We start from the raw sequence: 22,340 nt of genomic DNA, 5'->3' as shown, positions 1-22,340 counted from the left end.
TCTGAGAATAGATTTATTTAAGGCTCACTGACTACCCGATCTCGTCCCTGGTTTTTTGCTTTATAAAGAGCAGCGTCTGCACGCTTTATCAACGCCCTACTTTGGCGCTCTCCCTGATATTCAGCAACACCAAAACTTGCGGATACCCGCTTACCAAAATCAAAATCAATATCGCGAACTGTTTTACGTAGTTGTTCAGAGTATTTCATTGCTTCAATTAATGGCATTCCGGAACATATGATCAAAAACTCCTCTCCGCCCCAGCGACCCAGCGTACACCCCGTTTTAAGTTGATTTTTCATTGTTGCGCCTAATTTTTCTAGCACTACATCACCGATATTATGACCAAACGTATCGTTTATCGATTTGAAGTGGTCAACATCTAGTAAAATCACACTAAACGTAGAGTGTTGTTGGGGGGCAGTTTCCAGCTCGATATCAAGTTGTGCATCAAGTTTGTACCGATTGTATACCTGGGTAAGCTTATCTATGACACTCGCGCGCTCAAGTTCAGCCGTTCTTGCTCTTACTTCGGCTTCAAGATTCGAATAGTTATTTGCGTTAATTAGGGAGATAGCTGCCTGGCCTGACAACAGTTTCAACAATTCCACACGCATTGGCGTAAAGGCGCCTGATACCTGATTATTCTCTAAATAAAGCGCACCAATCATTATGCCCTGGTGATGTATTGGCATACAGAACAAGGAACGGACATTATTCTGCTTAACATAACGCTCCTGGCTGTAACGCTGCTCTGTTTTAGCGTCTGGGATAATAATTGACGATTCAGTTCTAACAACCATGTTGAAAATAGCGTTTGAATAGCTCTGACAGTCACTTTGGTTCAATGGCGTAAAATGCCGTATCTCTTTATCAATCACTTCAGAACCAGCTACAGCTACAATACCCCGCTCTTTTTTGAAAAAGAGTACACCTTTCTCAGCACCTGCGTTTTCAACTGCGATAGTAAGAAGTTGCTTTATCAAATCATCAAACACAATCTCTTTTGAAATAGTTTGAGTCGCTTTTAGAATAGTGGATAAATCAAACTTAGATACACTTTCCGTAACCTTGATATCCGACTGTAGCTCAGATTGAGAATACGATTCACTCTGACTAATTAATGGTAAGTAACTCTTAAACTTAACCAGAAGATGACGTAGTTTATTTCTTGCCTGCCACAACTGGTAAAAATGCCGAGCCTGCTTCAGATAGTAGACTCCAAGATTTTGCCTTCCCCGCTCAAAATAAAACTCCGCTGCCATTTCCCAGGCTAAGCCACACTCTTGATTAAATCCCTCAGCTTTCGCGCCTTCTATCGCGCGATCAAACAGATCTGCTGCCAGCGCATACTTTTTTTGTTTCGAGTTAAGTTTAGCCTTAACCAATGCAATACGATGAATATGATTATTTGGCGAGTGCATCGCCCATTTCTCAAGCTGTTTCAAATTGCGTTTAACTGCAAACAGAGAAGCGATATCTAAATGATCCTTTGATAACAACGCCAGTGATTCATAGAAAATAAACAATGGTACGTTGTACGTACCCGAAGCGGCTTTGATAAACGCCTTCCCTTTCTGAGCATAATCCAAAGCAGGCGAGCTACAGTTAAAATAAACCGCCAACATCAGTTTTGCACAATAGTAGTTGAATAGTGTTGTGCCATCCGATTTATCGATATGAATCGGAAGATTAACGCTTTCGCGATATACGCCCCCTTCTAGTACATGAGGATTGTCGACTTCTTGCACGAAATTTAAGGCGGTTTGATGCCAAATTGAATTCCAGTAAATCGAAGAGATATTTTCATAAAAGCCAAGGTCTTCAGCGGCAATACGCATATCGTCAATCACATCATCTAACGGTAATGCGACATGAAACTTTGCCTGACACTCATTATTTAGCGAATAAGCCGCGTACTCAAAGTCCCCTAGTTCCAGAGCCTGACGATATGCGAGGCGCAGCTCTGGTATCGATTCCCGGATATGATAACCAAAGTTCTTTATCACCCAACCCCAGTTGAACTGAGCCTGATGAACGGGAAGGTTGTTCTTTTTGGCTATCTCAAGGCCTAATGCTCCAAATTCTAGCCCGGCTTTTAAATTGCCGATCACTGAACACTCCAGAATCCCCCACCATGAGTAACCAAGTCCAGCGATACTGCAGTACCCATGTTTAACCAGAATCCGGGTAATATGCAAAATTAACAATACTGTCAGATAAGGGTTCGCCCAGTAGGTTGCGGGGATCGTATTGCTAATGAGATCAACGATAAGTAGTACTTTCTCATCTTCGATTCGTTTTTGATTAAGAAGCTGTTTTTTAGCACTTTTTTTAGTAACAACAAGCTTAGTCATCCATAATTGAATCAGCAAATACCACTCTTTCGGCCTGGCTGGTAACTTTACACCAAGAATAGACAATGCCTCTAAAGCGCAATCAACAGCTTCAGGCAGTCTGTTTTGAGCCGTGTACGCTTGTATACGAATAAGGTACGCCTTGCCTTTCCAGATGGACGATTCCTGACTATCCAACAGTATATTCAGCCTGGCCGTTTTTAAATCATAATCCTTAGTCAGAAACGCCGCTTCCGCAGAAAGTAAGTATAATTCTGATGCCAACTCCTTGTATTTGTCCCAGTAGCTCCCCGGCATGAAGGATACTGCCTTTTCAAAGTAATACTTAGCGGCTCCGAATGCGGTTGCTTGTTTAGCTCTTTTACCGGCAGAAATATTTAGAGTAATAAGAGTATGCAATAGCGATTTTGAACTGGTCGTCTCACATGCCAGATTAAGGTGTTTAACCAGTTCAAATACGTGTTTCTCAGTATCGTCGGGATCATAGTATTCAGAAAGTATTGAATAAATGGTGAGATGAATCTTTGCTGCTGACTTCTTGTTCAACAGCTCATACGCCGCTTCCTGAACCTTATCATGAACAAATACATACTGAATTTCGTCAATCGCACTATCGTTCTGAGCCAATCTCCAGTTTTGGCTTAACGGCCTTAAAAGACCTTCATCAATGACAGGCTCAAGGAGCAATGCTACTTTATCCGTCGACGAACCTAATAATGTGGAGAGTATTTGTAACTCAAACCTGTTGCCAATACATGCCGCAAATGTCATTGCTTCTATACAAGCATCACTAAATCTGCGCAGCTTGTGTGTCATTAGGTCGACAACATTATCGCTAACTGCCAACCCTTCAATTGAACGAATGTCATACTCCCAGCTTCTTTTGTCGTAATCGTAAGTCAGGATGCCTTCTTTATGTAAGTTCAAGAGAAACTGATAAACAAAAAACGCATTTCCGGCTGTTTTCTCGTAGATGCTCTCAGCCAGTTGTGTATGATTTACTTGGGACTTAAGTGAGTCTTTAACTAATTGCTCAACATCTTCATAAGTAAGATTAGTGACTTGTATTTTATTGATAAACAGGTTGGAGAAACTTAGTTCATTAAGTGCCAACGAAAAAGGATGGGCGTTACTAACTTCGTTATCGCGCCAGGCGCAAATCATCAAAAGATGGTTAAGTTCGGAGTCCAACATTAAGTAGTGCAGCAAATTTATTGAACCGGAATCTGCCCATTGCCAGTCGTCGATGAAAATGACAACCGGACATTCGTTGCTACAAATGGCCCGGAAAAATGCCCGAATAGCCTGATTAAACCGATTTTTAGCCTTCTCACCTTCAAGTCTTGGCGCTTTTGATTGCGAGCCAATAATCAAGGCTAATCTGGGAGCCAACTCTGTAACGACCCCACTAAGGTTACCCAGTACATTTGTAAGATGCTGTCTGCATTTAAGCAACGCTACCTCATCGTTCCTTAACATGAGATCTACGTACTCATCAATAACCGCAATCCAACCACTATAAGGCACGTCCGATTGATATTGGTCGAACTTACCGGAAATAAAAATACCTAGCTTTTCAGTAAGTGGTTTATATAACTCATGCACCAGAGCACTCTTGCCCGTACCAGAATAACCGTATACCAGCGTAAGTTCTTTACTTCCCTGACTGGTTCTGCCAAACGCATCCAGAATTGTCCGAACTTCTTTTTCCCTGCCATAAAGCTGATTAACTATATGGAACTTATCAGAAGAATCGTATTGAGCTAAGAGAAAGTCCTGTACAGAACCTTGCTTCTTATACTGCTTGTAGCAAAGCTCCAGATCCGCTAGGACACCTGACGCACACTGGTACCTATCATCTGCAGACTTAGACATTAGTTTTAAGATAATCCTGGCCAGAACTGCAGGTATATCGCGACTTAATTTCGAAGGATCTTCCGGGGGAATGGCAATGTGCGCATGAACAAGTTGAATGCCTGATAAGTCATCAAAAGCCGGTGCCCCAACAAATAGTTCATACAGTGTTACCCCAAGAGAATAAAGATCACTGCGGGAGTCAACTGGCCTATTTACACGCCCAGTTTGCTCTGGAGAGATATAGTGAAGCGTTCCTTCCAGCTCATTCGTGTTGATAAAACCCTGGACTTCCTGAATCAGTTTCGAGGCGAGGCCAAAATCAATCAGATATAATTGCGAAGTTTCCTGATCCCAGAGTAAATTTGTTGGATTAATATCTTTATGAATGATTTGCTTCTGATGGACACTCGTCACCATCTTCGTTAGCTGGAGGGCAATATTAAGCTTTGTTAAAAATGGAGGTTTACCGTCTTTTAAGTACTCTTTTAACGGTATCGCCTGGGTGTCTTCTCTGCTCAAATAGAGCGTATTTTCATACTCATATATCCCATCATACGGAAGTATTCCGGGTATCTCTGTTAGGGAGTTATTTATCTCAAACTCATTTCTAAATCTCAATAGCTCTTCCGGGCTAGGAAAGTCTTTATTCAGTATTTTTAAGATAACAGGTTTAAAGCTTGCCGCTTCGATTGCGCGACATACCTTCGAAAGCGGACTTTCATAGATAGTTTCAATATTCCGAAATCTATTTAGCAACGCTATTCACCTCTTTAGTCACCCCTTATTATTTACTTCGTTTTAACCCTTTTGAACATAAGGACTAACTTAAATATAGGTTACTTGAGTATAAAAAGAAGAGGTTGTGGGCTCCAACTTGAATTTGTAACAATTTAAACGGCTAAAAACACCAGATAACAAAGCACTTCAGACATCTGCTGAACGGCGCCTAGAGCGTCACCCGTGTAGCCACCAACCTGTTTAACCATCCAGCGGCTAAACCACAGCCGAGCCGCTATTAATGTAACAATTAACAGTACCGCTAGTTTGAATGTCGGAATTAATAAGGTCGTTAAAGCAGCTACAACCAGTAAGGTAACAAAGTCACTTTTACTGCTTGGACTTTTGGCGACTTTAAGTTTTGATTGCTCAGTTTGACGCACATATCCATGGGTATAAATAAAGCTCACCGCCATAGAGCGACTGAGCACATGAGCGATAATAAGTGCCAGAGGTATTTGTTCCAAAGAAACAAGGCTCGTGTACTTTAACAATAGGATCATGATCATCCCCAAAAGCGCATAGGCACCGATTCGGGAATCCTTCATGATTTCAAGTTTTTTCTCGGGTGTGAACCCACCACCAAAGCCATCACAGGTGTCCGCAAAACCATCTTCATGGAAAGCACCAGTTGCATAAATTGAGAATGCCATAGAGATAACAACCGACACTTCAACCGGCCAAATTGCGTTCGCTGCACTAAATACAATTGCTGTAAGGCAGCCGATTAGAAGCCCAACTAACCCGCAATACTTATAAGATTCGTTTTTGAGCTCTTCACTATAAGGCACTGAGGCAGAAACCGGTATACGGGTAAAAATCGCAACAGCGAGGAGAAAAATCTGGCTTTCCTTGATGAGTTTTTCTTTCATTTTAAGGTTCTTGATCTGTTCATTTGTTATGACCAGTGCACTTCTGGCCACAGTTTGCCCTGGTCATCATGATATACAGTAATGGTGACTCTTGCCGCATAAGGAATATTTAGACGCTGGAGATAAGTCGCAGTTTCAGGTATTTCCAGTATTTGCCGCAACAATTGTTTGATTACACCACCATGAGTAACTAACAGAATAGATTTTCCCTGATGCTGTTCCAGTAAGTGCAACCAAGCTTGTTGAATACGCTGGTCATAAGCTTTTAAACCCTCACCATTTGGCGGTAAGGTCTCCCAAGGATGGGACCAAAATTTCATCAACAGCTCTTGGTTAGTTTCCCAAACCTTTTGCTTGGGCACCCCATCCCAATCACCAAAGTTAAGCTCCTTAAAAGCGGGCTCTTCGATTACTTCTAAATCGTATTTATCTGCGTATTCCAGAGCAAAATCTTTGCAGCGACTTAATGGTGAGGTTACAACTAAATCGATATTTTGACAGCCTGATGCTGAATCATGCATTTGCTGAAACCCGGTCTCGGTTATTGCAAAGTCAGTATGGCCTCTAAAGCAATCGTCACCTTCAGGCAAGCCATGCCTGAGCAGTTCAATTCGAGTAGTGGTCATGCAGTTTCCTTATTTTCAGCAACATCACTGCTTTCAGATAATCCATAAGGTTGACCTGAATACTCCAGTACAAATGGAGTACCGTTGTTTTCTATCCCTCTTCCCTTACGCCAGGACGGAACACCGCTTAGGATATTGATAAACGCCCGAATCCACTCGCCATGAGAAACAACAACAACCTCTTTTTCATCTCCCAGATATTGCTCATTCATTTGAACTATGTCGTGCAGAAAACTTAGGATGCGTGATTCAAAGTCCTGCTCCGACTCTGCGCCAAAAACGGCGTCCATTTTATATTCGTAGCGTCGATGATAGGCATTCCAAAACGAGGTTAACTCATGATCCTGATCGATAACCTTTCCTTCCAGCACACCAAGCTTTCTTTCTCTCAAGCGAGTATCAGTGATTACACTTAGACCAAGACGATCTGCAAGAATTTGAGCTGATTGATGAGAACGACCCAAATCGCTTGAGTAGATAATCGGAGAAACCAATTCAGGGAGCGGTAATTGGCGCAATAGCTCTTCAGCCTCTGATGTCAGCGGACTGTTGTGCCACCCCTGAATTCTACGATCCAGATTCCACTCGGTTTGTCCGTGCCTGATAAGTACTATTTTCAAAGCTCGCCCCGAAATATCTTAGCGGTGAGTTCAGGGTTATAAGGAAAGTACCAGTGAACATAAGATGCGATAACATTCTTATGTTTCCAGACAGGATCCAACTTTCTACCTCTTTGGGAAATTGGCATACAAAGCTCATGCTCTTGCGATTCCGTTTTCGAGTAGTGGAACGTGTGACCTCTTAATTGCTCATTTCCCGCGAGCTCACCTTCAACTAATCCGAGTGCCGCGAGTTTCTTTTGCATCGTCGAATGTGCATCAAGAACACCACACATCTCTTTGTCATCGCCTTCGACTCCAGTCAGTGTCTTGTTGAGATAGAGCATCCCGCCACATTCAGCGAGCACCGGCTTACCCTGATCAACATGATTGTGGATCTGCTGCTTCAATTCGGCATTCTCGGACAACTCATCCAGATAAAGCTCCGGGTATCCTCCTGGTAAATACAGAGCGTCGCACTCTGGCAGCGGCTCTCCCTTAATCGGAGAAAAAGTGATTATATCCGCACCCTGCGCTTGCAACAAATCAAGGTTAGCCTGATAGATAAAGCTGAAGGCGGTGTCAGACGCAACTGCAATGTTCACACCAGCTAAAGACTTCTCATATACAGGAGCATCACCAAGCTCAAAAGATACAACTGGCGGTAGTGAGATATCACCGCTCTTTCCGATAAGTTCCGCAGCAAGGTTTAGCCTATCGTCCAGATCTTCCAATTCCTGAGCCTGTACCAATCCAAGGTGCCGTTCAGGCAATGTTAACCCCGCATCTTTTGGCATATAGCCACAAAATTCTAAGGGTATTGGAAGAGATTCTTTCAACATTTCTGCATGCCCGGAAGAGCCAACCCGGTTGGCAAAGACACCGTACATTTCAATATCGTCACGATAGTTCGCCAGACCGTATGCCAGCGCACCAAAGGTCTGAGCCATTTTTCCTGCATCGATGATGGCCATTACCGGAATACCCAGCGTTGCGGCAATATCAGCACTAGAACACTGCCCATCGAACATGCCCATAACACCTTCGATGAGGATAAGATCCGCATCCTTTGCCGCTTCAGCCACAAGCTGTTTGCAATGTGCTTCCCCACACATCCAGAAATCGAGCTGATACACAGGCTGCTTTGAAGCAAAGGAAAGAAAATTCGGGTCGATAAAATCAGGCCCGGTTTTAAATACCCTTACCTTCTTTCCCTGATTGGTAAAGTATCTGGCAATAGCAGCAACAATGGTTGTTTTACCGCTTCCGGAACTGGGAGCCGCAACCACCAGCGCCGGACAACTCACTGAACCCATTACTTTTGAAACTCCTTTAAATCCGGCCACAGTTTCTGTAAATCAAGGTGCTCTTCAATGGCATCAGCCACTCGGTTGATACCATCTTCACGCATTTGCGCAAAATCAACACCCTGAGCTTCACGTAAACCAGCCCAGCGTAAAATAGATCTACAAGCATTCGGAGATTCAAAGATACCGTGTAGATAACTACCAAATACCTGCCCATCCATACCTATTGCGCCATCTTTTCCTTCGCTTAAAGAAAGAGGTGCGTCTTTTGCTACACCTTTAGTAATACCCGCATGGATTTCGTATCCAAAGACATCAACAGTACCCTGCTCAGGTAACGTCAATGTACCTTTGGTCCGCTTAAGCTGTTTGTTGTCTTTAAGTTCGGTTTCCAGAGGCAAGTAACCGAGACCAACGCTTTCTCCTGCTGGTCCTTCAAGCCCTAGAGGATCCGCTACCAGCTCGCCCAGCATCTGATAGCCGCCACATATACCCATCAACTTGCCACCAAAGCGTAGATGGCGTTCTATCTGCTTATCCCACCCCTGTTCATGCACAAATGCCAGATCACTACGAACACTCTTCGAGCCTGGAAGAATAATTAAATCAGCGGGAGGAAGTGGTTGGTTTTTACCAACAAACACCAGATCAACATTTGGATGCATACGCAATGGATCAAAATCGGTGTGGTTACTGATGCGTTGCAGAACCGGAACCACCACTTTGAGTTGTGGTTCATCATTATTTAATTGGCTGATGTTTATCGCATCTTCAGCTTCAAGCATTAACCCATGTAGATAGGGCAAAACTCCGATGACTGGTTTGCCAGTTTTTCTTCCAGCCAATCAAGACCGTTCTCTAGCAACTTGATATCACCACGGAATCGGTTAATAACAAAACCAGCCACGCGGTTTTGCTCCGACTCACTTAGCAGTGCTAACGTTCCGTACAGATGAGCAAATACACCACCGCGGTCAATATCCGCCACAATAATAACTGGAGTATCGGCCTCTTCAGCGAATCCCATATTGGCAATATCGTGGTCACGAAGGTTTATCTCAGCCGGACTACCAGCTCCTTCTATCATCACGCTTTCGTATTCGTCTTTCAGGCGCTCAAACGATTCGATAACGTACTTCATCACCTGCGGTTTAAATGCGTGATACGACACCGCATCCATATCTTCAAGTGCTTTACCGTGAATGATCACCTGAGCACCAATATCAGTATTCGGCTTTAGCAGCACCGGATTCATATCTGTCGTTGGCTCAACGCCACAAGCATACGCCTGAACCGCCTGAGCTCGACCAATCTCGCCACCATCGACGGTAACCGCACTGTTAAGCGCCATATTCTGTGGTTTAAATGGCGCTACCTTTATGCCTTTTCGTGCCAATACGCGGCAGAGGCCCGCAACGAGGACGCTTTTCCCTGCGTCAGAGGTGGTGCCCTGCACCATTAAAGCTTTTGAAGCACTAATCACTGTCTGAACTCCAATAATTCTTTGACCGTAACCATCCTATCAATAAGTCTTAGATGTTTAACAGATAAAAAATGGGCTTGTGATGGTAATAAATTGCTGTCATTGCAATTCTTTGAATTGGTAACAACGGAAATAAATATTTTTGATTTACTCAAGGTGGGGGATCAATAGATGTTTAACTAACATCTATTGATCCAATTCGACTGGTTATTTACATGATTCAGGTAGTATAAAGGTGTATTGCTTCACTTCACTCACTCTAATCAAACCATCAAAGTCACTCGCAAATCCGTCTACTTGTTCATTGAGTATTTGTCCACGGAACTCAATGTACATTGGCTGATAGTTTTCTTTCTGGTTGGCTTTATAGAAATCATTCATTTCTAAGCCCGCCCAGTTGTAGCTTACCCAATATTCCTCTTCAGTATTACAAGCACGAAAGCTATGCACTTCATGTCCGTATACGTATAAGCCTTTATATACCTTTTCCACAATTTCGGCATGACCGGCAACAGAAAAAAACGCCAAGGTGAATGCAAGTAATTTTTTCATTAATGAGCTCAATATATAAAAGTTATGTGGGTTCTGATACGGACGCGCATACTACCAGTTATTTAGTTCACCGTCGTGTTATTCAAAGCGTAGTTCCACACTCGATAGAAGTAGAATATATAACCAATACCAAGAGTTAGTATTGAAATAACAAACCAAAGAAGTACGTGGCCTAAATCACTGAACATGTTGATGTTGCAGTCCATTCTTCTCTCCACACCATTCTCATCAATCACTGAGGTTCTATTGATAATAAACTTCGAGAACGAGTAAGGAAAAAGAACATCGCAATACCCAGTGTCACCAGACTAAGAAGTAGCCAAATAATTAGATGACCCAGAATATCGAGAATGGCAACATCCGCTTTTAATTTCATTTTATTTTCCTTTTAATACCTAAATTCACTTAGCCCAGACATATTCTTGCGCACTTTCATGGCGCCCATTTAGCAATGTAAAATCTTTAATATATCTCTTAGATTTAAAGCCGTTATTTTCCAGAGTTCTACACGAGCCTATATTGGTAGTCAACGCTATTGCTTTTAATACTCTTATCTCAGTATTTTCAACCACATATTTCTGGAGATATTTCACTGCTTGAGTAGCAACACCTTTACGTGTGTATAGCTCTCCGACTCTATATCCTACCGTACCCACTGTTGATTCTGATTCATCGATACTCAAATTTAGGCGTCCACAAATCTGGCCATCTAACGTCTTTATCAGCATAGGCACCATCGTTTGGTTTTCATAATTTTCCAGAAACTGTTCTATCTGGACTCGAACGCCAGTCAGAGAATAGAAACTGCTTAAGCGTGGAGGAATATGCTTCTCAAACCATTCCCGGTTTTCCAACTCGAAATCTAACAAGTCGTTTGTATCAGAGAGCTTGACTAGCTCAACAACTATCTCCATCACAGGTCTTCCCAGATTTGAATGTCTACCCCATTGTTTTATTTAAAACTTACTGGCAAAACGTTTCTATATAAAGCGCTTCAACCTTGTCTCGTGCCCACTGAGTGCGGCGTAAAAATTTTAAAGATGACTTGATAGAAGGGTTATTGTAAAAGCAGTTGATCTGTATACGTTCGTCCAAACCCTTCCAGCCATAATGCTCCTGAAGGCGAACAAGTATCTTCTCTAGAGTCAAACCATGCAAAGGGTTATTCGGTTGCTCCTGACTCATGGCATATCCTTAATAAAAATCGATTTGGACGCAGTGTAACAGATTAAGGTTGTCATCATACAGCTAACAACCTCATATACTCGTTAAGTACGCTTAGATTTAATTCTGGTCACGACTTGCTTGATTTTCGCGTAAGCCACGGATAAACCGACATAAATTGAGAAGAACAAAGCAAGATCAATCATCGCCAATTTAAAATCAAATGGATCGGAGAAAATGTTATACGTAAAACCTGCCTTTGCTTCTAAAAGTCTGGCTAAAGCCACTGCGGTAATAATTATCAAAATGCCCATACACTTCCTCTGCATAACTCCAAACAAGGTATGCATGGGTAACACACTGGCAAAAAAATCAATTTTGATTCTGCTAAATCTGCGAAGCAATATACAATTTTTCTCTACAGCTGCCACTCAGAGCGCAGTACTCCGTACTTGACTGAATCGTAATACTCACCCTGGAAATAACGAACTCTACGTAATCGCGCTTCTTGTTTAAATCCTAACTTTACTGCAAGAGACATCACCCTTGGATTTCCAGACCAGGTTGTCATACCTACTCGCTCTTTTCATGAATCTCAAACAAGTGAGACCCCCATAACGAAACGGCTTTTGCGGCTATTTCTTGACTCGTACTAGCTCTTGTATGTCAACTAAATCAACTTCCCTGGCCAATATCCGTTTGTATTCAACTAATCGATGAACCGGGATTACCGGCAATTCGATACCTTGATAATCCTTAATCACAGACTCTGAAAAGTCGATTTCAAGCTGATGCCAGGAGCCATCTTCTGCCGATTGTATCCTGGTATTTTTAGACAAGCCGATTTCAATTTTCTGACCGTGATGAATCAGCTGAAAATACTCAAGATCCCATCCGTATTCAGCGTAGTGGGTTAGAGGTTTAGATATATATTCCGCTACATGTTTCAGTACTTTATTAGCGTCAGAATTACGAATGTAAAGGTCTATGTCAGCGATTTCTCGACCACCACCATGAATAGTCGCCGCTAACCCACCGACAATTTGGTACTCCACATCCTCTGAATCTAAAACGCCTTTGAGCCATTTCAAGGCTGCTGTTACTTTCTTGCTCATTAAATCCCTTGTACTGAATATTGCAGAACCACATCGCTAAGCTAATAGACACGATATATTATAAAAAACGATAACACTAAACTCTGCCTAAACCAAAAATGCCAAAGGTGAGCGGTCTCTATTTAGTGGCTTGTTAGCTAACGCACTCAACAAGTGCGCTAGTAATGATAGCGGCAAGAAATGATAGTAATCGCTTGATTATCTACGGCGTAAACCAAGCGATTTGTGTCGTCAATACGGCGAGACCAAAAGCCCGAGAGATTTTCCTTCAAAGCCTCTGGCTTACCTATGCCTTCAAATGGAGAACGCTTAACATCATTAATAAGCTTATTGATACGCTTAAGTGTCTTCTTGTCTTGGGTTTGCCAATATAAGTAGTCACTCCAAGATTCATCTGTCCACGATAATAAACGCTGACTACTCATCAATTAGATCTCGTGGTGTCGCTTGACCTGCACGATACTGAGCGATGGAACGGTTCAAATGCTCCGCATTCTCTGGTGAGCGCAGTAGATGTACAGTTTCCATTAAGCTGTTGTAGTACTCCAGAGACATTACAACTGCGTCTTCTGAGTCACGACGAGTAATGATCGTTGTATCAGCGTCGTTAACGACCCCGTCCAACACTGCCTTTAAACTATTCCTAGCTTCAGTAAACGATACAATTCTCATAGAAACCTCACATGTACAATAAACAAGACAAGTATAAACTTACAAACTCAAGTTGTACAGTAACACGAACATGTATGCGACAGACAGCTAACGGGCGAAACCACCAGGCGTAAGAAGCCACTCATAAATGCGCTTTTATACTCGTGCGGGCTGATATCCAAACCTAGCCAGGTAGTGCCATACCTTTTTTACATCTTGTTCATCATACTCCAGTTCTGTCACAGCCGAGCCAAGGATTCTTGCATTGATCGTACCGTTTAGTGCCAGTTCTTCGGCTAGATCAATGAACTGCTGGCCGCGATAGTCAGGATAACGACTCATATCTTCAATAGTTAGCTCATAACCATTGTGCCAATTTACAGGGATACCGAGTTTCGAAGCATCCTGTTCCACTTTTGTTGCGCGGAAAACCGGGTCTAATACTAGACATTCGACATCATCATGTAAGCGAATAACACCATGAATATGAGCTTCAATATAGTCATCAAGCAAATCGATTTTTGATGAAGAAGCTTTATCTATGAGTCGCTTTACACGGTTCGAAATCGCAAAATCTTCTGGTTCAAAGAAGCTATCCGGATAACAAAATGTGGTTCGCTCAAGAATATGCGATTTCAGTTTAAAATACGAAGAACCAAAACGAGGTGAAGCTCCTGCTTCATAATTGCGGAAATTTAGAGCACCATATTTGGGTCTAAGGTTATCTGGAGCATTGTCGTATGCTCCATCGAAGGCACGCTTTTCCCAGGACCATCGTTCGCCACCGGAATAAGCCGTCAAACCACCATTACTAGTGCCAGTTTCAAATTGGGATTTCAAGTAGCCATCTTCTGCGATAGCCTGGAGTAGAGGCTTATTATCCAAAGTGTAACGATCTGGGTGGAAGTTAATTGTAACCGCACATTTCAAGGGGTAATACTCACCTTTAGACTTCATGCGGATATTCTCAATAGCTAGCTCTACTATGTTGTTACCCACGAAATCTCCTATTTTCGAAAAGCGTTAGGAATCACTCTTAAATGCTAGCATGCCAATACTCAAAGTGACATCAACTCTTGCCGTGTCTGTTTATCTAAATTTTCCAGTGCATAGCGAAAAGCTGTTCTTGGCATTTTTGTATAATTTCTTCTCAAATAATCCACAACTAGTTGAAGCTCTTTTTTAGAAAGTACTTTCAGTAACCACCCATAACCCTTTTGAACTAAATGATGCTCATTTTTGAGCAAAAGATCAGCAATTTGTAAAGGACGCAATCCATCATAAAACCCTTTATTTATCGGATATATTAAGATAACAGCAGCTGCCCTTTGAACAGCATAATTATCATGATGAACCCAGTTAAGGACTCTTTCGAATAACTCATTATGCTGCCGGATTAATTCACCAAAAGCATGAGTACAAAAGTCATCACAATCGCCCCAATCGGTAACATACTCAAACAACCAATTTTCGAAAGTAGTAAACGTTTCTATTGTGTATTGTTTCTTTACTCGAAACGCCCAATCATAAGCTATTACACCCAGAGCCCAGTCTCTACGCTTAAGCAAATTTTCGCAAATTTCAAAGACATCATATATCTCTTTACTTTCAAGAGCTCTAAAGACTTTCGCGGATATACTGCGAATTTGGCTAGTACGAACACCTTGTGTTGGATAGCCAATTTCTCTTAACTCTTGTTCAATAAGCCCTATGGAATCCATACTAAACCCCTCCAAAATGCTGACCACCAAATACATTGGTATACCGATTAGCTAATTGGCAAAAATGCCAAAGGTTAGTTGTCGCTCTTGTCTTTTGAAATATTTACGAAACCTAAGACTATAAACATAAGTGAAACGCCATAAAAAGCGATTTGGTCTCCGAGTAGTCCCCCGATCAAAAATAACAAACCACCAAGTATGAATAGCAAACCAGTTTTTTTACTTCTCGTCATGCTGAATCCTTCTTTCAACAACCAAAATATTCAATTTTGACTCTATCTTCGTAGCCAAAATACACTTATACGAAATTTGCTCATTGTAACGCGATTAATGTTCCAGAACCGCCATAGGAGCCGACCCAACTTCAATAACTTATCTAACAAGTGGTGGCTCGACTCATGATGACACCTAACGAATGATATGGACTCCCTCTCCCTGAGCCAAAGCGTGCCACAGTTAACTTTGACTACGCATAGAAACTGGAGGCTACTATGTCCACCATTCAAATTATTGGCGTTAATCTTGCGAAAAATGTGTTCAGTATTCATGGCGTAGATGCATATGGCAAGTACGTCTTGCGCAAAACTGTTAAAAGAAACAAACTCTTAGACACACTCGTCAATATTCCACCATGTATTATTGGGATGGAAGCCTGCTCTGTTGCTCATCACTGATCACGAGAACTTAAAAAGCTGGATCATACGCCTAAGATTAGGGCTTCTAAGTTTGTCATTCCATGCCGACAAAACGAGAAGAACGACCCGAATGATACAGAAGCCATTGATAACAATATGATCAGACCGAGATGCCAAAGGTTAGCCCTCACTCTTAAGCAATTTGTATGCTGCTGTTACGAGAACCTCGATGCTAGCTTTTTGTACACTGCATCTTTATCCCTTTTACCAATAGCCAACACATACACCACAATTTCATCATCGATGACTTCGTAGGCTAAGCGATAGCCCGCAGTGCGCAGTTTAATCTTGTAAACTGAGTCATAGCCACGAAGCTTAGATGAAGGAACATGCGGATTTTCGAGACGCTCTTTAAGCTTCTTTTTGAACTGACTTTGAATCGGTGGAGCTAACTTGCTCCACTCTTTCTTGGCGGCAGGTAGAAATTTAAGCTTATAAGTCATCGATATCTACTTCCACCGCTTCAGATAACTCACCACGGCGACTTTCAACTAGTTTTGCAAGCTCGTAATCATCGAGCAAATCCATCAGAAACTCATAAGTTTCTGCTGGGACAAGATAAGCTGCTGGCTTATTGTGGTTCAGGATAGCAATAGCAGAACCATCAGCTTCGTTTAGCAAAGCGGTGGGATTTTTCTTTAACTCAGAAATACTTGCTGAACAATCAGCTAAAACCTGTCTCATAACAACACCAATTAAGCACATAAATAAGTGCTAATTTTAGACCTTATTATAAGTCATGACCAGAGGTTTTTAATTGCAATATAGTTATAATGCCGAAATGACAAAGCGAATCAGATAACTTTGTTGTGCGAAAGGTATTGGATGCTGTCGCAGCCAACAGAATGATGTTATCTCGACTTTTTGTAGTAGCGTTTTCTTGTTTCTAAATATCGATTCGAATGCGGATGAAAGCTCCCTTTCAGCATGTAGGAACCTACAAGCAAAGTTGTCATTACTAACACCATTAGCCATAAGTGTATGCTAGCAAGGATAAATAAATAAGCGAGACATCCACTAACTATACCAGTAGCAAATAGGCTAGAGAGAGCTTCCTGCCTTTCAAAGTAAACGTAAAATACTCGGTGGCATAAGAGTAAGCCCAAAGATATGACTGAAAGTGATAGTGGGATTAATTGAAATGAAGTCACGTCAATTAACTTCGTTGCATTAGCCAATATATATGCTGAGTTGACCGTCAGCATTCCAGAAACTAGCCCACTCAAATGTTTTCGAATGATCATCTATTTCCCCGAAGTACCTAACGAATGACATGGATTCCCCCTCCCGAGGATCAACCACACTTAAGTGGTCATTATTAAAACCGGAGGCACCATGTCTGATTATTCTTTTTTCTGCGGTATCGACTTCGCTAAAAACCACTAGCGGAGAGCCTGTTAATGCGGCGGACACATTATGATGTCATCTAACGAATAAGGCACCGCAGTCGCGCAAAGTTATCAGGGCCACGATGTTGCGAACCATCGATAAGAAGGCCGAATGTAGAGCGGCAGTCCAAAACCCATCACCTGAAGTTTAGCGGGCGTTTGACAACCTGGGGAATCCATGTCGCCTGCTTAAGCGGCTACCAATACACGCCCCCCAAACAGACCACCGTAATCACTAAACTCAACTCTAACCAAAAATACCACAGGTTGGCAGTCCGTCTTAAAGCACTTGTTATATGCCATGCTCCCACCTATACTTGATGCGTACATATAATGCGCATAGGTTACTACAATGAGAAATACATACAATACACAAGCCCCCAAAAAAGCAGCAAACTTAAGCTTAAACAGTGAATTACTTGCTGAAGCAAAACGCCTTAACGTCAATCTATCTGCGACTATGGAGAAAGCTTTAGAGAAAGAAGTTAGTCAACTGCTAAAAAAGGAATGGTTAGAGCAAAATTCGGAAGCCATTAATGCTTGTAACGAACTGGCTGAAAACCACGGACTATTCTCTGATTCTTACCGAGTATTCTAATGTCACAATTTGCTTTATACCCAAACAACGATAAAAACACCGCTAAGGCTTACCCATACTTTGTCGATGTACAAAGTGAACTTTTGGATACACTTAATACACGACTAGTCATCCCACTAACTCCTGTCGAATTTCTTGACAAGAAAGCCCCTACTCATCTTTGTCCTGTGATTCACATTGACGAAGGTGACTTCGTGATCCTGACACACCAAATGGCTAGTGTTCCAACGAAAATCCTACGTGACCCTGTGAATGAGCTAAGTACTTTTCGGGATGAGATCATTGCAGCGATTGACTTCTTAATCACTGGCATATAACGAATGATATGGACTCCCTCTACCCGAGCCGCAGCGTGCCATAGTTAACTATGGATACGCTTAGAATCTGGAGGTTACTATGTCCACCATTCAAACTATTGGCGTTGATCTTGCCAAGAATGTATTCAGTATTCATGGCGTAGATGCATATGGCAAGTGCGTCTTACGCAAAACTGTTAAAAGAAACAAACTCTTAGACACATTAGCCAATATTCCACCGTGTATTATTGGGATGGAAGCCTGCTCAGGTGCTCATCACTGGTCACGAGAACTTAAAAAGCTGGGTCATACGCCTAAAATTATGGCGTCTAAGTTTGTCATTCCATACCGACAAAACGAGAAGAACGACCCGAATGATGCAGAAGCCATTTGTGAAGCTGTCTCTAGGCCAAAAACTCGATTTGTCTCGGTTAAAAGCGAAGAGCAGCAAGCCGTACTTTGCCTACATCGAATACGGCATAGTCTAGTAAAAAGTCGAACCGCGACCATTAATCAACTTCGTGGCTTACTGTCCGAGTTTGGCATCATCATTCCTCAAGGTCGCTATCCACTTCAGAAAATGGTGCCCGATATTCTCGAAGATGCCGAAAATGGCATTCCTTTTCTTGCTCGGGAACTACTGAGTGATTTAGTAAACAACATCCGCCACCTTAACGAAGAAATCCTTCGCTATGATAGAAAAGTCTATCACCTGAGTAAGGAAATGAAGCAAGCAGCCAAGCTCATGGCCGTCCCTGGGGTTGGGGAGCACAGCGCAACAGCTATAGTCGCAACCGTCAGTGATGGCAAACAGTTTGGTACCAGTCGCCAATTCGCGGCGTGGATAGGATTAGTACCAAGGCAATATTCGACAGGTGGTAATGTACATCTTGGTCGTATCAGTAAAAGAGGCGAAAAGCACATTCGTACTCTGCTTATTCATGGTGCGAGAGCTGTCATTGCCCGCTGTAAAGAGAAAACCGATAGAAACAGTTTATGGATACAACAGCTCGTTGAAAGACGAGGATACAAACGAGCGGCTGTCGCCCTAGCAGCCAAAAACGCTCGAATAATTTGGGCACTATTAACAACAGACAACGAGTATAACGCTAACTATATAAGCGGTTAGCCCTTACCGAATCAAAGCAATAGCCATTGATGACAATATGTTCAGACCGAGATGCTAAAGCCTGTTTAGCAAGAAAGTGGAAAACACTGTCTAACGAATGAGGCCAGCATCAAGCGAATATCATCAGGGTGACGGGTAAAATCCGATGAAGCACCGAATGTAGAGCTGCTGTCCGATCCACTGTTGTCAGCGGTAGCTATTGTTGACAAAAGAGGGAGTCCATGTAGCCTTGCTAAGGTGCGGTTAACACCACTAGACCCAAACAATGCCACCATAAACACTAAAGCCAACCGAACCGAAAATGCCCAAGGTTAGCCGTCACTCTTAAGCAATTTGTTAGTTGCCCGACCCAATGTGTAGTGCTAACATTTGTACACACACAAGAGGAATGCATTATGGACACTAGAATTCAATTTCGTGTTGACGAAGAAACCAAACGTCTAGCCCAGCAAATGGCAGAGAGCCAAGGCCGAACACTTAGTGATGCTTGCCGTGAACTCACTGAGCAACTAGCTGAACAGCAAAGAAAAACATTATCGCATGATGCTTGGTTAACAGAACAGGTAAACCTAGCATTTGAGAAGTATGACTCAGGTAAAGCCGTTTTTGTTGACCACGATACAGCAAAGTCTCGAATGGAAGAGCGTAAAGCAAGAATTCGTAACCGAGGCAACCAATGATTGTCTGGGAAGAAGAATCTCTAAATGATCGTGAGAAGATCTTTGAATTTCTATACGACTTTAACCCAGCAGCAGCCGAAAAAACTGATGACCTCATTGAGTCAAAAGTTGAGTGCCTGTTAGAGCAACCTTTAATGGGAGTTCAGCGTGATGGAATACGAGGTAGGCTGCTGATCATTCCTGAAATTTCGATGATTGTCTCGTACTGGGTTGAGGGTGAAATCATTCGTATCATGCGTGTACTCCATCAAAAGCAGAAGTTCCCGACAAGCTAACTTCAGGCGCTGGGCAACTAACGAATGACATGGACTCCCCCTCCCGAGGATCAGCCACACTTATGTGGTCATTATTAAAACCGGAGGCACCATGTCTGATTATTCTTTTTTCTGCGGTATCGACTTAGCTAAAAACCACTTCAGTCTTCATGCTGTCGACCAGAATGGTAAAGTTCTAATCCACAAATCCGTTAACCGCTCTAACTTGCTGACTACAATAGCAAATATGCCACCTATGCGTATAGGACTTGAAGCGTGTGGCGGTGCACACTATTGGGCGAGGACACTTCAAAAACTCGGACATGACCCACGCATCATGGCAGCTAAGTATGTCGCACCATATCGAACTAAAGGCAAGAACGACCTCGATGATGCCGTTGCTATCTGCGAAGCGGTTCAGCGACCTTCTACCCGATTTGTTCCGATTAAATCGCCCGAGCAACAAGCCATATTGTCCGTTCACCGAATGCGGGAGCATTGGGTTCGTGAACGAACCGCTATCATGAATCGTATTAGAGCACTGCTTTCTGAGTTCGGCTTAGTTATACCTGTCGGTCGTTCATCTTTAATGAAACAAGTACCGCTAATGCTTGAAGATGCTGAAAATGAACTTCCTCAACTGGCAAGAGCTGTACTTCATGATGCCTCTCAGCATCTCGATATGCTCAATCAGCGTATTGCTGATACTGAACATACTTTTGATACCTTTGCTAAAGCCAGTGACAACGTTCAACGAATAATGAAAGTCAGAGGTATTGGCCCTCAAACAGCAACCGCAATATTGGCATCAATCGGCAATGGATCCCAGTTCGATAAAAGTCGGGACTTCTCTGCATGGTTAGGTTTAGTGCCCAAGCAATACTCCACAGGCGGAAAACCACGACTTGGCAGAATAACCAAACATGGCGACAAGTACCTTCGAACACTTTTAGTTCATGGAGCGAGAACAGTTATCTCCAATCTGGGAGATAAACAAGACAGGTTAAGCCAATGGTGCAGAGGCGTATTAGAGCGAAGGGGGATGAATCGAGCCATTGTGGCACTTGCAGCTAAAAATGCTCGTATCATCTGGTCACTGCTACACAATCAAACAGAGTATAAAAATTGCGCTGCCTAAGCGCTTTACGTCTTAAGCAGCGTAACAAAAGTCACACCCACCGGGTCATAGCGGACGCAATGGATGGAGATAGGTTAAGACCACTAGCGGAGAGCCTGTTAATGCGGCGGACACATTTTGATGTCATCTAACGAATAAGGCACCGCAGTCGCGCAAAGTCATCAGGGCCACGACGTATGCAAATCGTCGATAAGTAGGTCGAATGTAGAGCGGCAGTCCAAAACCCATCACTTGAAGTTTAGCGGACGTTTGACAACCGGGGGAATCCATGTAGCCGCATTAAGGTGTGAGCAACGCTACCACGAAACTTAACCTTACCACCATAAACACAAAACCCAACGATGGAATGAAAAATGCCATGCGTTGAGAATCACTCTTAAATGCTTTGTTATATTTATTTTTCCACGGGTTGTAAGCATCCCTCGACTAAATACTCCCAAATTTCACCAGAGTCATAAGTATTACGGGTAAATTCTGGACCATCTGGTAGCTCCATTTGAATGTTGCCCTCGCCAGTCCAATAAGCACGCCAAATATCCTCAACATTTTGTATTGTAGCAGTTCGATAAGCATGACGAGCCAAAGAAACATGCTCCATGTTAACTTTAGCAACCCGATTTAGCGGCGACTCCAAAAGCTTGAACTTACGAACCGTTTTCAGATCCCACCCATATTTTCTGCTCACCTCTTGGCATGTTTCAAAATCACCAAAAGCATATGTTGCAGATAATCGAGATGGATACAGTGGATGATGTTCCTTTCTATAAACTTCCGCATCATATTCAATTCTATAATCATTGATAGCACTTAAGCAGTACGGTGACACTGCCATAGGATCTCTTTGGCTAGGTTCAAATGGTAAGTAATTTAGGCTGCCATCTTCATACTTAGCACGTGTTTCTTCATGAAGCCATGTACTACAAGCGCCTGATGTATACGCCCCTACCTTATAATTATTCGCGGCTAAAGGAGACGAAAAATTCACAAACACAAAAAACTCATCTGGAATATTTTCATTATTATTAATAAACATCTTAAATACCTTACTAAATTATAAATATAACGCCCGCTTAACTTGCTG

Annotated in this window: 26 protein-coding genes and 2 pseudogenes; 7 read left to right on the top strand and 21 right to left on the bottom strand. The window is 42.6% G+C overall.

All coding sequences use genetic code 11. The annotated features are described in order from the left end of the window. Positions 1-17: 17 nt before the first annotated feature. The 18 genes and pseudogenes from P7F88_RS03375 to P7F88_RS03290 all read right to left on the bottom strand — a co-directional run bounded on the left by P7F88_RS03375 (position 18) and on the right by P7F88_RS03290 (position 15,081). Positions 18-4,970: a diguanylate cyclase gene (locus P7F88_RS03375; protein ID WP_277821933.1), complete on the bottom strand. Its 4,953-nt coding sequence runs from the start codon at positions 4,968-4,970 to the stop codon at positions 18-20. A gap of 134 nt (positions 4,971-5,104) precedes the next feature. Beyond that, positions 5,105-5,863: an adenosylcobinamide-GDP ribazoletransferase gene (locus tag P7F88_RS03370; protein ID WP_277821932.1), complete on the bottom strand. Its 759-nt coding sequence runs from the start codon at positions 5,861-5,863 to the stop codon at positions 5,105-5,107. Positions 5,864-5,889: 26 nt separating this feature from the next. Further along, positions 5,890-6,489, bottom strand: coding sequence for a histidine phosphatase family protein (locus P7F88_RS03365; protein ID WP_277821931.1), 600 nt, complete (start codon positions 6,487-6,489; stop codon positions 5,890-5,892). Next, positions 6,486-7,109 (bottom strand): histidine phosphatase family protein, encoded by a 624-nt coding sequence (locus P7F88_RS03360; RefSeq protein ID WP_277821930.1) that lies wholly within the window; start codon positions 7,107-7,109, stop codon positions 6,486-6,488. The genes P7F88_RS03365 and P7F88_RS03360 overlap by 4 nt, the downstream gene beginning before the upstream one ends. Further along, complete coding sequence (locus tag P7F88_RS03355) at positions 7,106-8,404, bottom strand: cobyrinic acid a,c-diamide synthase CobB (RefSeq protein WP_277821929.1); 1,299 nt, start codon at positions 8,402-8,404, stop codon at positions 7,106-7,108. Before P7F88_RS03355 ends, P7F88_RS03360 begins: the two co-directional genes overlap by 4 nt. Beyond that, positions 8,404-9,854, bottom strand: a pseudogene (locus tag P7F88_RS03350) (cobyric acid synthase). The gene P7F88_RS03355 and the pseudogene P7F88_RS03350 overlap by 1 nt, the downstream one beginning before the upstream one ends. Before the next feature lie 231 nt (positions 9,855-10,085). Further along, positions 10,086-10,430 carry a hypothetical protein gene (locus P7F88_RS03345; RefSeq protein ID WP_277821928.1) on the bottom strand — a complete coding sequence of 115 codons (345 nt, stop codon included), beginning with the start codon at positions 10,428-10,430 and terminating at the stop codon, positions 10,086-10,088. A gap of 62 nt (positions 10,431-10,492) precedes the next feature. Beyond that, positions 10,493-10,666 (bottom strand): DUF6693 family protein, encoded by a 174-nt coding sequence (locus tag P7F88_RS03340; RefSeq protein WP_338405529.1) that lies wholly within the window; start codon positions 10,664-10,666, stop codon positions 10,493-10,495. Continuing rightward, positions 10,663-10,806 carry a DUF6693 family protein gene (locus P7F88_RS03335; protein ID WP_277821926.1) on the bottom strand — a complete coding sequence of 48 codons (144 nt, stop codon included), beginning with the start codon at positions 10,804-10,806 and terminating at the stop codon, positions 10,663-10,665. Before P7F88_RS03335 ends, P7F88_RS03340 begins: the two co-directional genes overlap by 4 nt. A gap of 25 nt (positions 10,807-10,831) precedes the next feature. Next, positions 10,832-11,344, bottom strand: coding sequence for a GNAT family N-acetyltransferase (locus tag P7F88_RS03330; RefSeq protein ID WP_277824534.1), 513 nt, complete (start codon positions 11,342-11,344; stop codon positions 10,832-10,834). A 49-nt stretch (positions 11,345-11,393) separates the two neighbouring features. Beyond that, positions 11,394-11,615 (bottom strand): VF530 family protein, encoded by a 222-nt coding sequence (locus P7F88_RS03325; RefSeq protein ID WP_277821925.1) that lies wholly within the window; start codon positions 11,613-11,615, stop codon positions 11,394-11,396. An 83-nt stretch (positions 11,616-11,698) separates the two neighbouring features. Beyond that, positions 11,699-12,025, bottom strand: a complete 327-nt coding sequence (locus P7F88_RS03320) for a hypothetical protein (protein WP_277821924.1) — start codon at positions 12,023-12,025, stop codon at positions 11,699-11,701. After that, positions 12,013-12,233: pseudogene (locus P7F88_RS03315) on the bottom strand (GNAT family N-acetyltransferase); the annotation flags it as partial. The pseudogene P7F88_RS03315 and the gene P7F88_RS03320, both read right to left, overlap by 13 nt. Next, positions 12,230-12,709, bottom strand: a complete 480-nt coding sequence (locus tag P7F88_RS03310) for a MazG-related protein (protein ID WP_277821923.1) — start codon at positions 12,707-12,709, stop codon at positions 12,230-12,232. The gene P7F88_RS03310 and the pseudogene P7F88_RS03315, both read right to left, overlap by 4 nt. Before the next feature lie 158 nt (positions 12,710-12,867). Further along, positions 12,868-13,134 (bottom strand): Txe/YoeB family addiction module toxin, encoded by a 267-nt coding sequence (locus P7F88_RS03305; protein ID WP_277821922.1) that lies wholly within the window; start codon positions 13,132-13,134, stop codon positions 12,868-12,870. Further along, the gene (locus tag P7F88_RS03300) at positions 13,127-13,381 is read right to left on the bottom strand and encodes a type II toxin-antitoxin system Phd/YefM family antitoxin (protein WP_277821921.1); all 255 of its coding nucleotides are present in this window, start codon (positions 13,379-13,381) and stop codon (positions 13,127-13,129) included. The genes P7F88_RS03305 and P7F88_RS03300 overlap by 8 nt, the downstream gene beginning before the upstream one ends. A 135-nt stretch (positions 13,382-13,516) precedes the next feature. Continuing rightward, positions 13,517-14,359: a DUF3626 domain-containing protein gene (locus P7F88_RS03295; RefSeq protein ID WP_277821920.1), complete on the bottom strand. Its 843-nt coding sequence runs from the start codon at positions 14,357-14,359 to the stop codon at positions 13,517-13,519. 59 nt (positions 14,360-14,418) lie between these two features. Next, the gene (locus P7F88_RS03290) at positions 14,419-15,081 is read right to left on the bottom strand and encodes a DNA alkylation repair protein (protein ID WP_277821919.1); all 663 of its coding nucleotides are present in this window, start codon (positions 15,079-15,081) and stop codon (positions 14,419-14,421) included. Between the two features lie 491 nt (positions 15,082-15,572). Here P7F88_RS03290 and P7F88_RS25745 point away from each other — a divergent pair, with 491 nt between their 5' ends. Further along, positions 15,573-15,755: a hypothetical protein gene (locus P7F88_RS25745; RefSeq protein WP_422127380.1), complete on the top strand. Its 183-nt coding sequence runs from the start codon at positions 15,573-15,575 to the stop codon at positions 15,753-15,755. A gap of 176 nt (positions 15,756-15,931) precedes the next feature. On the opposite strand, the gene P7F88_RS03280 is transcribed toward P7F88_RS25745, so the two are convergent. After that, on the bottom strand, positions 15,932-16,219 hold the full coding sequence (locus tag P7F88_RS03280; protein WP_013868556.1) for a type II toxin-antitoxin system RelE family toxin: 288 nt from the start codon (positions 16,217-16,219) through the stop codon (positions 15,932-15,934). After that, positions 16,209-16,460, bottom strand: a complete 252-nt coding sequence (locus P7F88_RS03275; protein WP_277821918.1) for a type II toxin-antitoxin system Phd/YefM family antitoxin — start codon at positions 16,458-16,460, stop codon at positions 16,209-16,211. Before P7F88_RS03275 ends, P7F88_RS03280 begins: the two co-directional genes overlap by 11 nt. A 1,056-nt stretch (positions 16,461-17,516) precedes the next feature. Between P7F88_RS03275 and P7F88_RS03270 the strand changes: the two genes are divergently transcribed. The 6 genes from P7F88_RS03270 (at position 17,517) to P7F88_RS03245 (ending at position 21,259) form a co-directional block, all read left to right on the top strand. After that, complete coding sequence (locus P7F88_RS03270; RefSeq protein ID WP_277821917.1) at positions 17,517-17,762, top strand: type II toxin-antitoxin system CcdA family antitoxin; 246 nt, start codon at positions 17,517-17,519, stop codon at positions 17,760-17,762. Continuing rightward, the gene (locus P7F88_RS03265; protein ID WP_277821916.1) at positions 17,762-18,079 is read left to right on the top strand and encodes a CcdB family protein; all 318 of its coding nucleotides are present in this window, start codon (positions 17,762-17,764) and stop codon (positions 18,077-18,079) included. Before P7F88_RS03270 ends, P7F88_RS03265 begins: the two co-directional genes overlap by 1 nt. Positions 18,080-18,158: 79 nt before the next feature. After that, complete coding sequence (locus P7F88_RS03260; RefSeq protein WP_277821915.1) at positions 18,159-19,187, top strand: IS110 family RNA-guided transposase; 1,029 nt, start codon at positions 18,159-18,161, stop codon at positions 19,185-19,187. A gap of 395 nt (positions 19,188-19,582) precedes the next feature. Further along, positions 19,583-19,867: a type II toxin-antitoxin system TacA family antitoxin gene (locus tag P7F88_RS03255; RefSeq protein ID WP_277821914.1), complete on the top strand. Its 285-nt coding sequence runs from the start codon at positions 19,583-19,585 to the stop codon at positions 19,865-19,867. Then, complete coding sequence (locus tag P7F88_RS03250; RefSeq protein WP_277821913.1) at positions 19,864-20,142, top strand: type II toxin-antitoxin system RelE/ParE family toxin; 279 nt, start codon at positions 19,864-19,866, stop codon at positions 20,140-20,142. Before P7F88_RS03255 ends, P7F88_RS03250 begins: the two co-directional genes overlap by 4 nt. Before the next feature lie 91 nt (positions 20,143-20,233). Continuing rightward, complete coding sequence (locus tag P7F88_RS03245; protein ID WP_277821912.1) at positions 20,234-21,259, top strand: IS110 family RNA-guided transposase; 1,026 nt, start codon at positions 20,234-20,236, stop codon at positions 21,257-21,259. A 394-nt stretch (positions 21,260-21,653) separates the two neighbouring features. Here the strand turns inward: P7F88_RS03245 and P7F88_RS03240 are convergent, their stop codons facing one another. Continuing rightward, positions 21,654-22,292 carry a hypothetical protein gene (locus P7F88_RS03240; RefSeq protein WP_277821911.1) on the bottom strand — a complete coding sequence of 213 codons (639 nt, stop codon included), beginning with the start codon at positions 22,290-22,292 and terminating at the stop codon, positions 21,654-21,656. Positions 22,293-22,340 lie beyond the last annotated feature (48 nt).

It is taken from the genome of Vibrio hannami (assembly GCF_029589055.1).
GTDB lineage: Bacteria > Pseudomonadota > Gammaproteobacteria > Enterobacterales > Vibrionaceae > Vibrio > Vibrio hannami.
Note: the sequence above shows the minus strand (reverse complement) of the source record. Positions and strands in the feature narration are given on the sequence as shown.

Excerpts from the sequence above, each read along its gene's own strand:
- P7F88_RS03345 (WP_277821928.1), bottom strand. The coding sequence starts at position 10,430 with ATGAAAAAATTACTTGCATTCACCTTGGCGTTTTTTTCTGTTGCCGGT.
- P7F88_RS03370 (WP_277821932.1), bottom strand. The coding sequence starts at position 5,863 with ATGAAAGAAAAACTCATCAAGGAAAGCCAGATTTTTCTCCTCGCTGTT.
- P7F88_RS03300 (WP_277821921.1), bottom strand. The coding sequence starts at position 13,381 with ATGAGAATTGTATCGTTTACTGAAGCTAGGAATAGTTTAAAGGCAGTG.
- P7F88_RS03260 (WP_277821915.1), top strand. The coding sequence starts at position 18,159 with ATGTCCACCATTCAAACTATTGGCGTTGATCTTGCCAAGAATGTATTC.
- P7F88_RS03325 (WP_277821925.1), bottom strand. The coding sequence starts at position 11,615 with ATGAGTCAGGAGCAACCGAATAACCCTTTGCATGGTTTGACTCTAGAG.
- P7F88_RS03280 (WP_013868556.1), bottom strand. The coding sequence starts at position 16,219 with ATGACTTATAAGCTTAAATTTCTACCTGCCGCCAAGAAAGAGTGGAGC.
- P7F88_RS03275 (WP_277821918.1), bottom strand. The coding sequence starts at position 16,460 with ATGAGACAGGTTTTAGCTGATTGTTCAGCAAGTATTTCTGAGTTAAAG.
- P7F88_RS03365 (WP_277821931.1), bottom strand. The coding sequence starts at position 6,489 with ATGACCACTACTCGAATTGAACTGCTCAGGCATGGCTTGCCTGAAGGT.
- P7F88_RS03355 (WP_277821929.1), bottom strand. The coding sequence starts at position 8,404 with ATGGGTTCAGTGAGTTGTCCGGCGCTGGTGGTTGCGGCTCCCAGTTCC.
- P7F88_RS03265 (WP_277821916.1), top strand. The coding sequence starts at position 17,762 with ATGTCACAATTTGCTTTATACCCAAACAACGATAAAAACACCGCTAAG.
- P7F88_RS03310 (WP_277821923.1), bottom strand. The coding sequence starts at position 12,709 with ATGAGCAAGAAAGTAACAGCAGCCTTGAAATGGCTCAAAGGCGTTTTA.
- P7F88_RS03250 (WP_277821913.1), top strand. The coding sequence starts at position 19,864 with ATGATTGTCTGGGAAGAAGAATCTCTAAATGATCGTGAGAAGATCTTT.
- P7F88_RS03270 (WP_277821917.1), top strand. The coding sequence starts at position 17,517 with ATGAGAAATACATACAATACACAAGCCCCCAAAAAAGCAGCAAACTTA.
- P7F88_RS03245 (WP_277821912.1), top strand. The coding sequence starts at position 20,234 with ATGTCTGATTATTCTTTTTTCTGCGGTATCGACTTAGCTAAAAACCAC.
- P7F88_RS03290 (WP_277821919.1), bottom strand. The coding sequence starts at position 15,081 with ATGGATTCCATAGGGCTTATTGAACAAGAGTTAAGAGAAATTGGCTAT.
- P7F88_RS03330 (WP_277824534.1), bottom strand. The coding sequence starts at position 11,344 with ATGGAGATAGTTGTTGAGCTAGTCAAGCTCTCTGATACAAACGACTTG.
- P7F88_RS03305 (WP_277821922.1), bottom strand. The coding sequence starts at position 13,134 with ATGAGTAGTCAGCGTTTATTATCGTGGACAGATGAATCTTGGAGTGAC.
- P7F88_RS03240 (WP_277821911.1), bottom strand. The coding sequence starts at position 22,292 with ATGTTTATTAATAATAATGAAAATATTCCAGATGAGTTTTTTGTGTTT.
- P7F88_RS03335 (WP_277821926.1), bottom strand. The coding sequence starts at position 10,806 with ATGAAATTAAAAGCGGATGTTGCCATTCTCGATATTCTGGGTCATCTA.
- P7F88_RS25745 (WP_422127380.1), top strand. The coding sequence starts at position 15,573 with ATGTCCACCATTCAAATTATTGGCGTTAATCTTGCGAAAAATGTGTTC.
- P7F88_RS03255 (WP_277821914.1), top strand. The coding sequence starts at position 19,583 with ATGGACACTAGAATTCAATTTCGTGTTGACGAAGAAACCAAACGTCTA.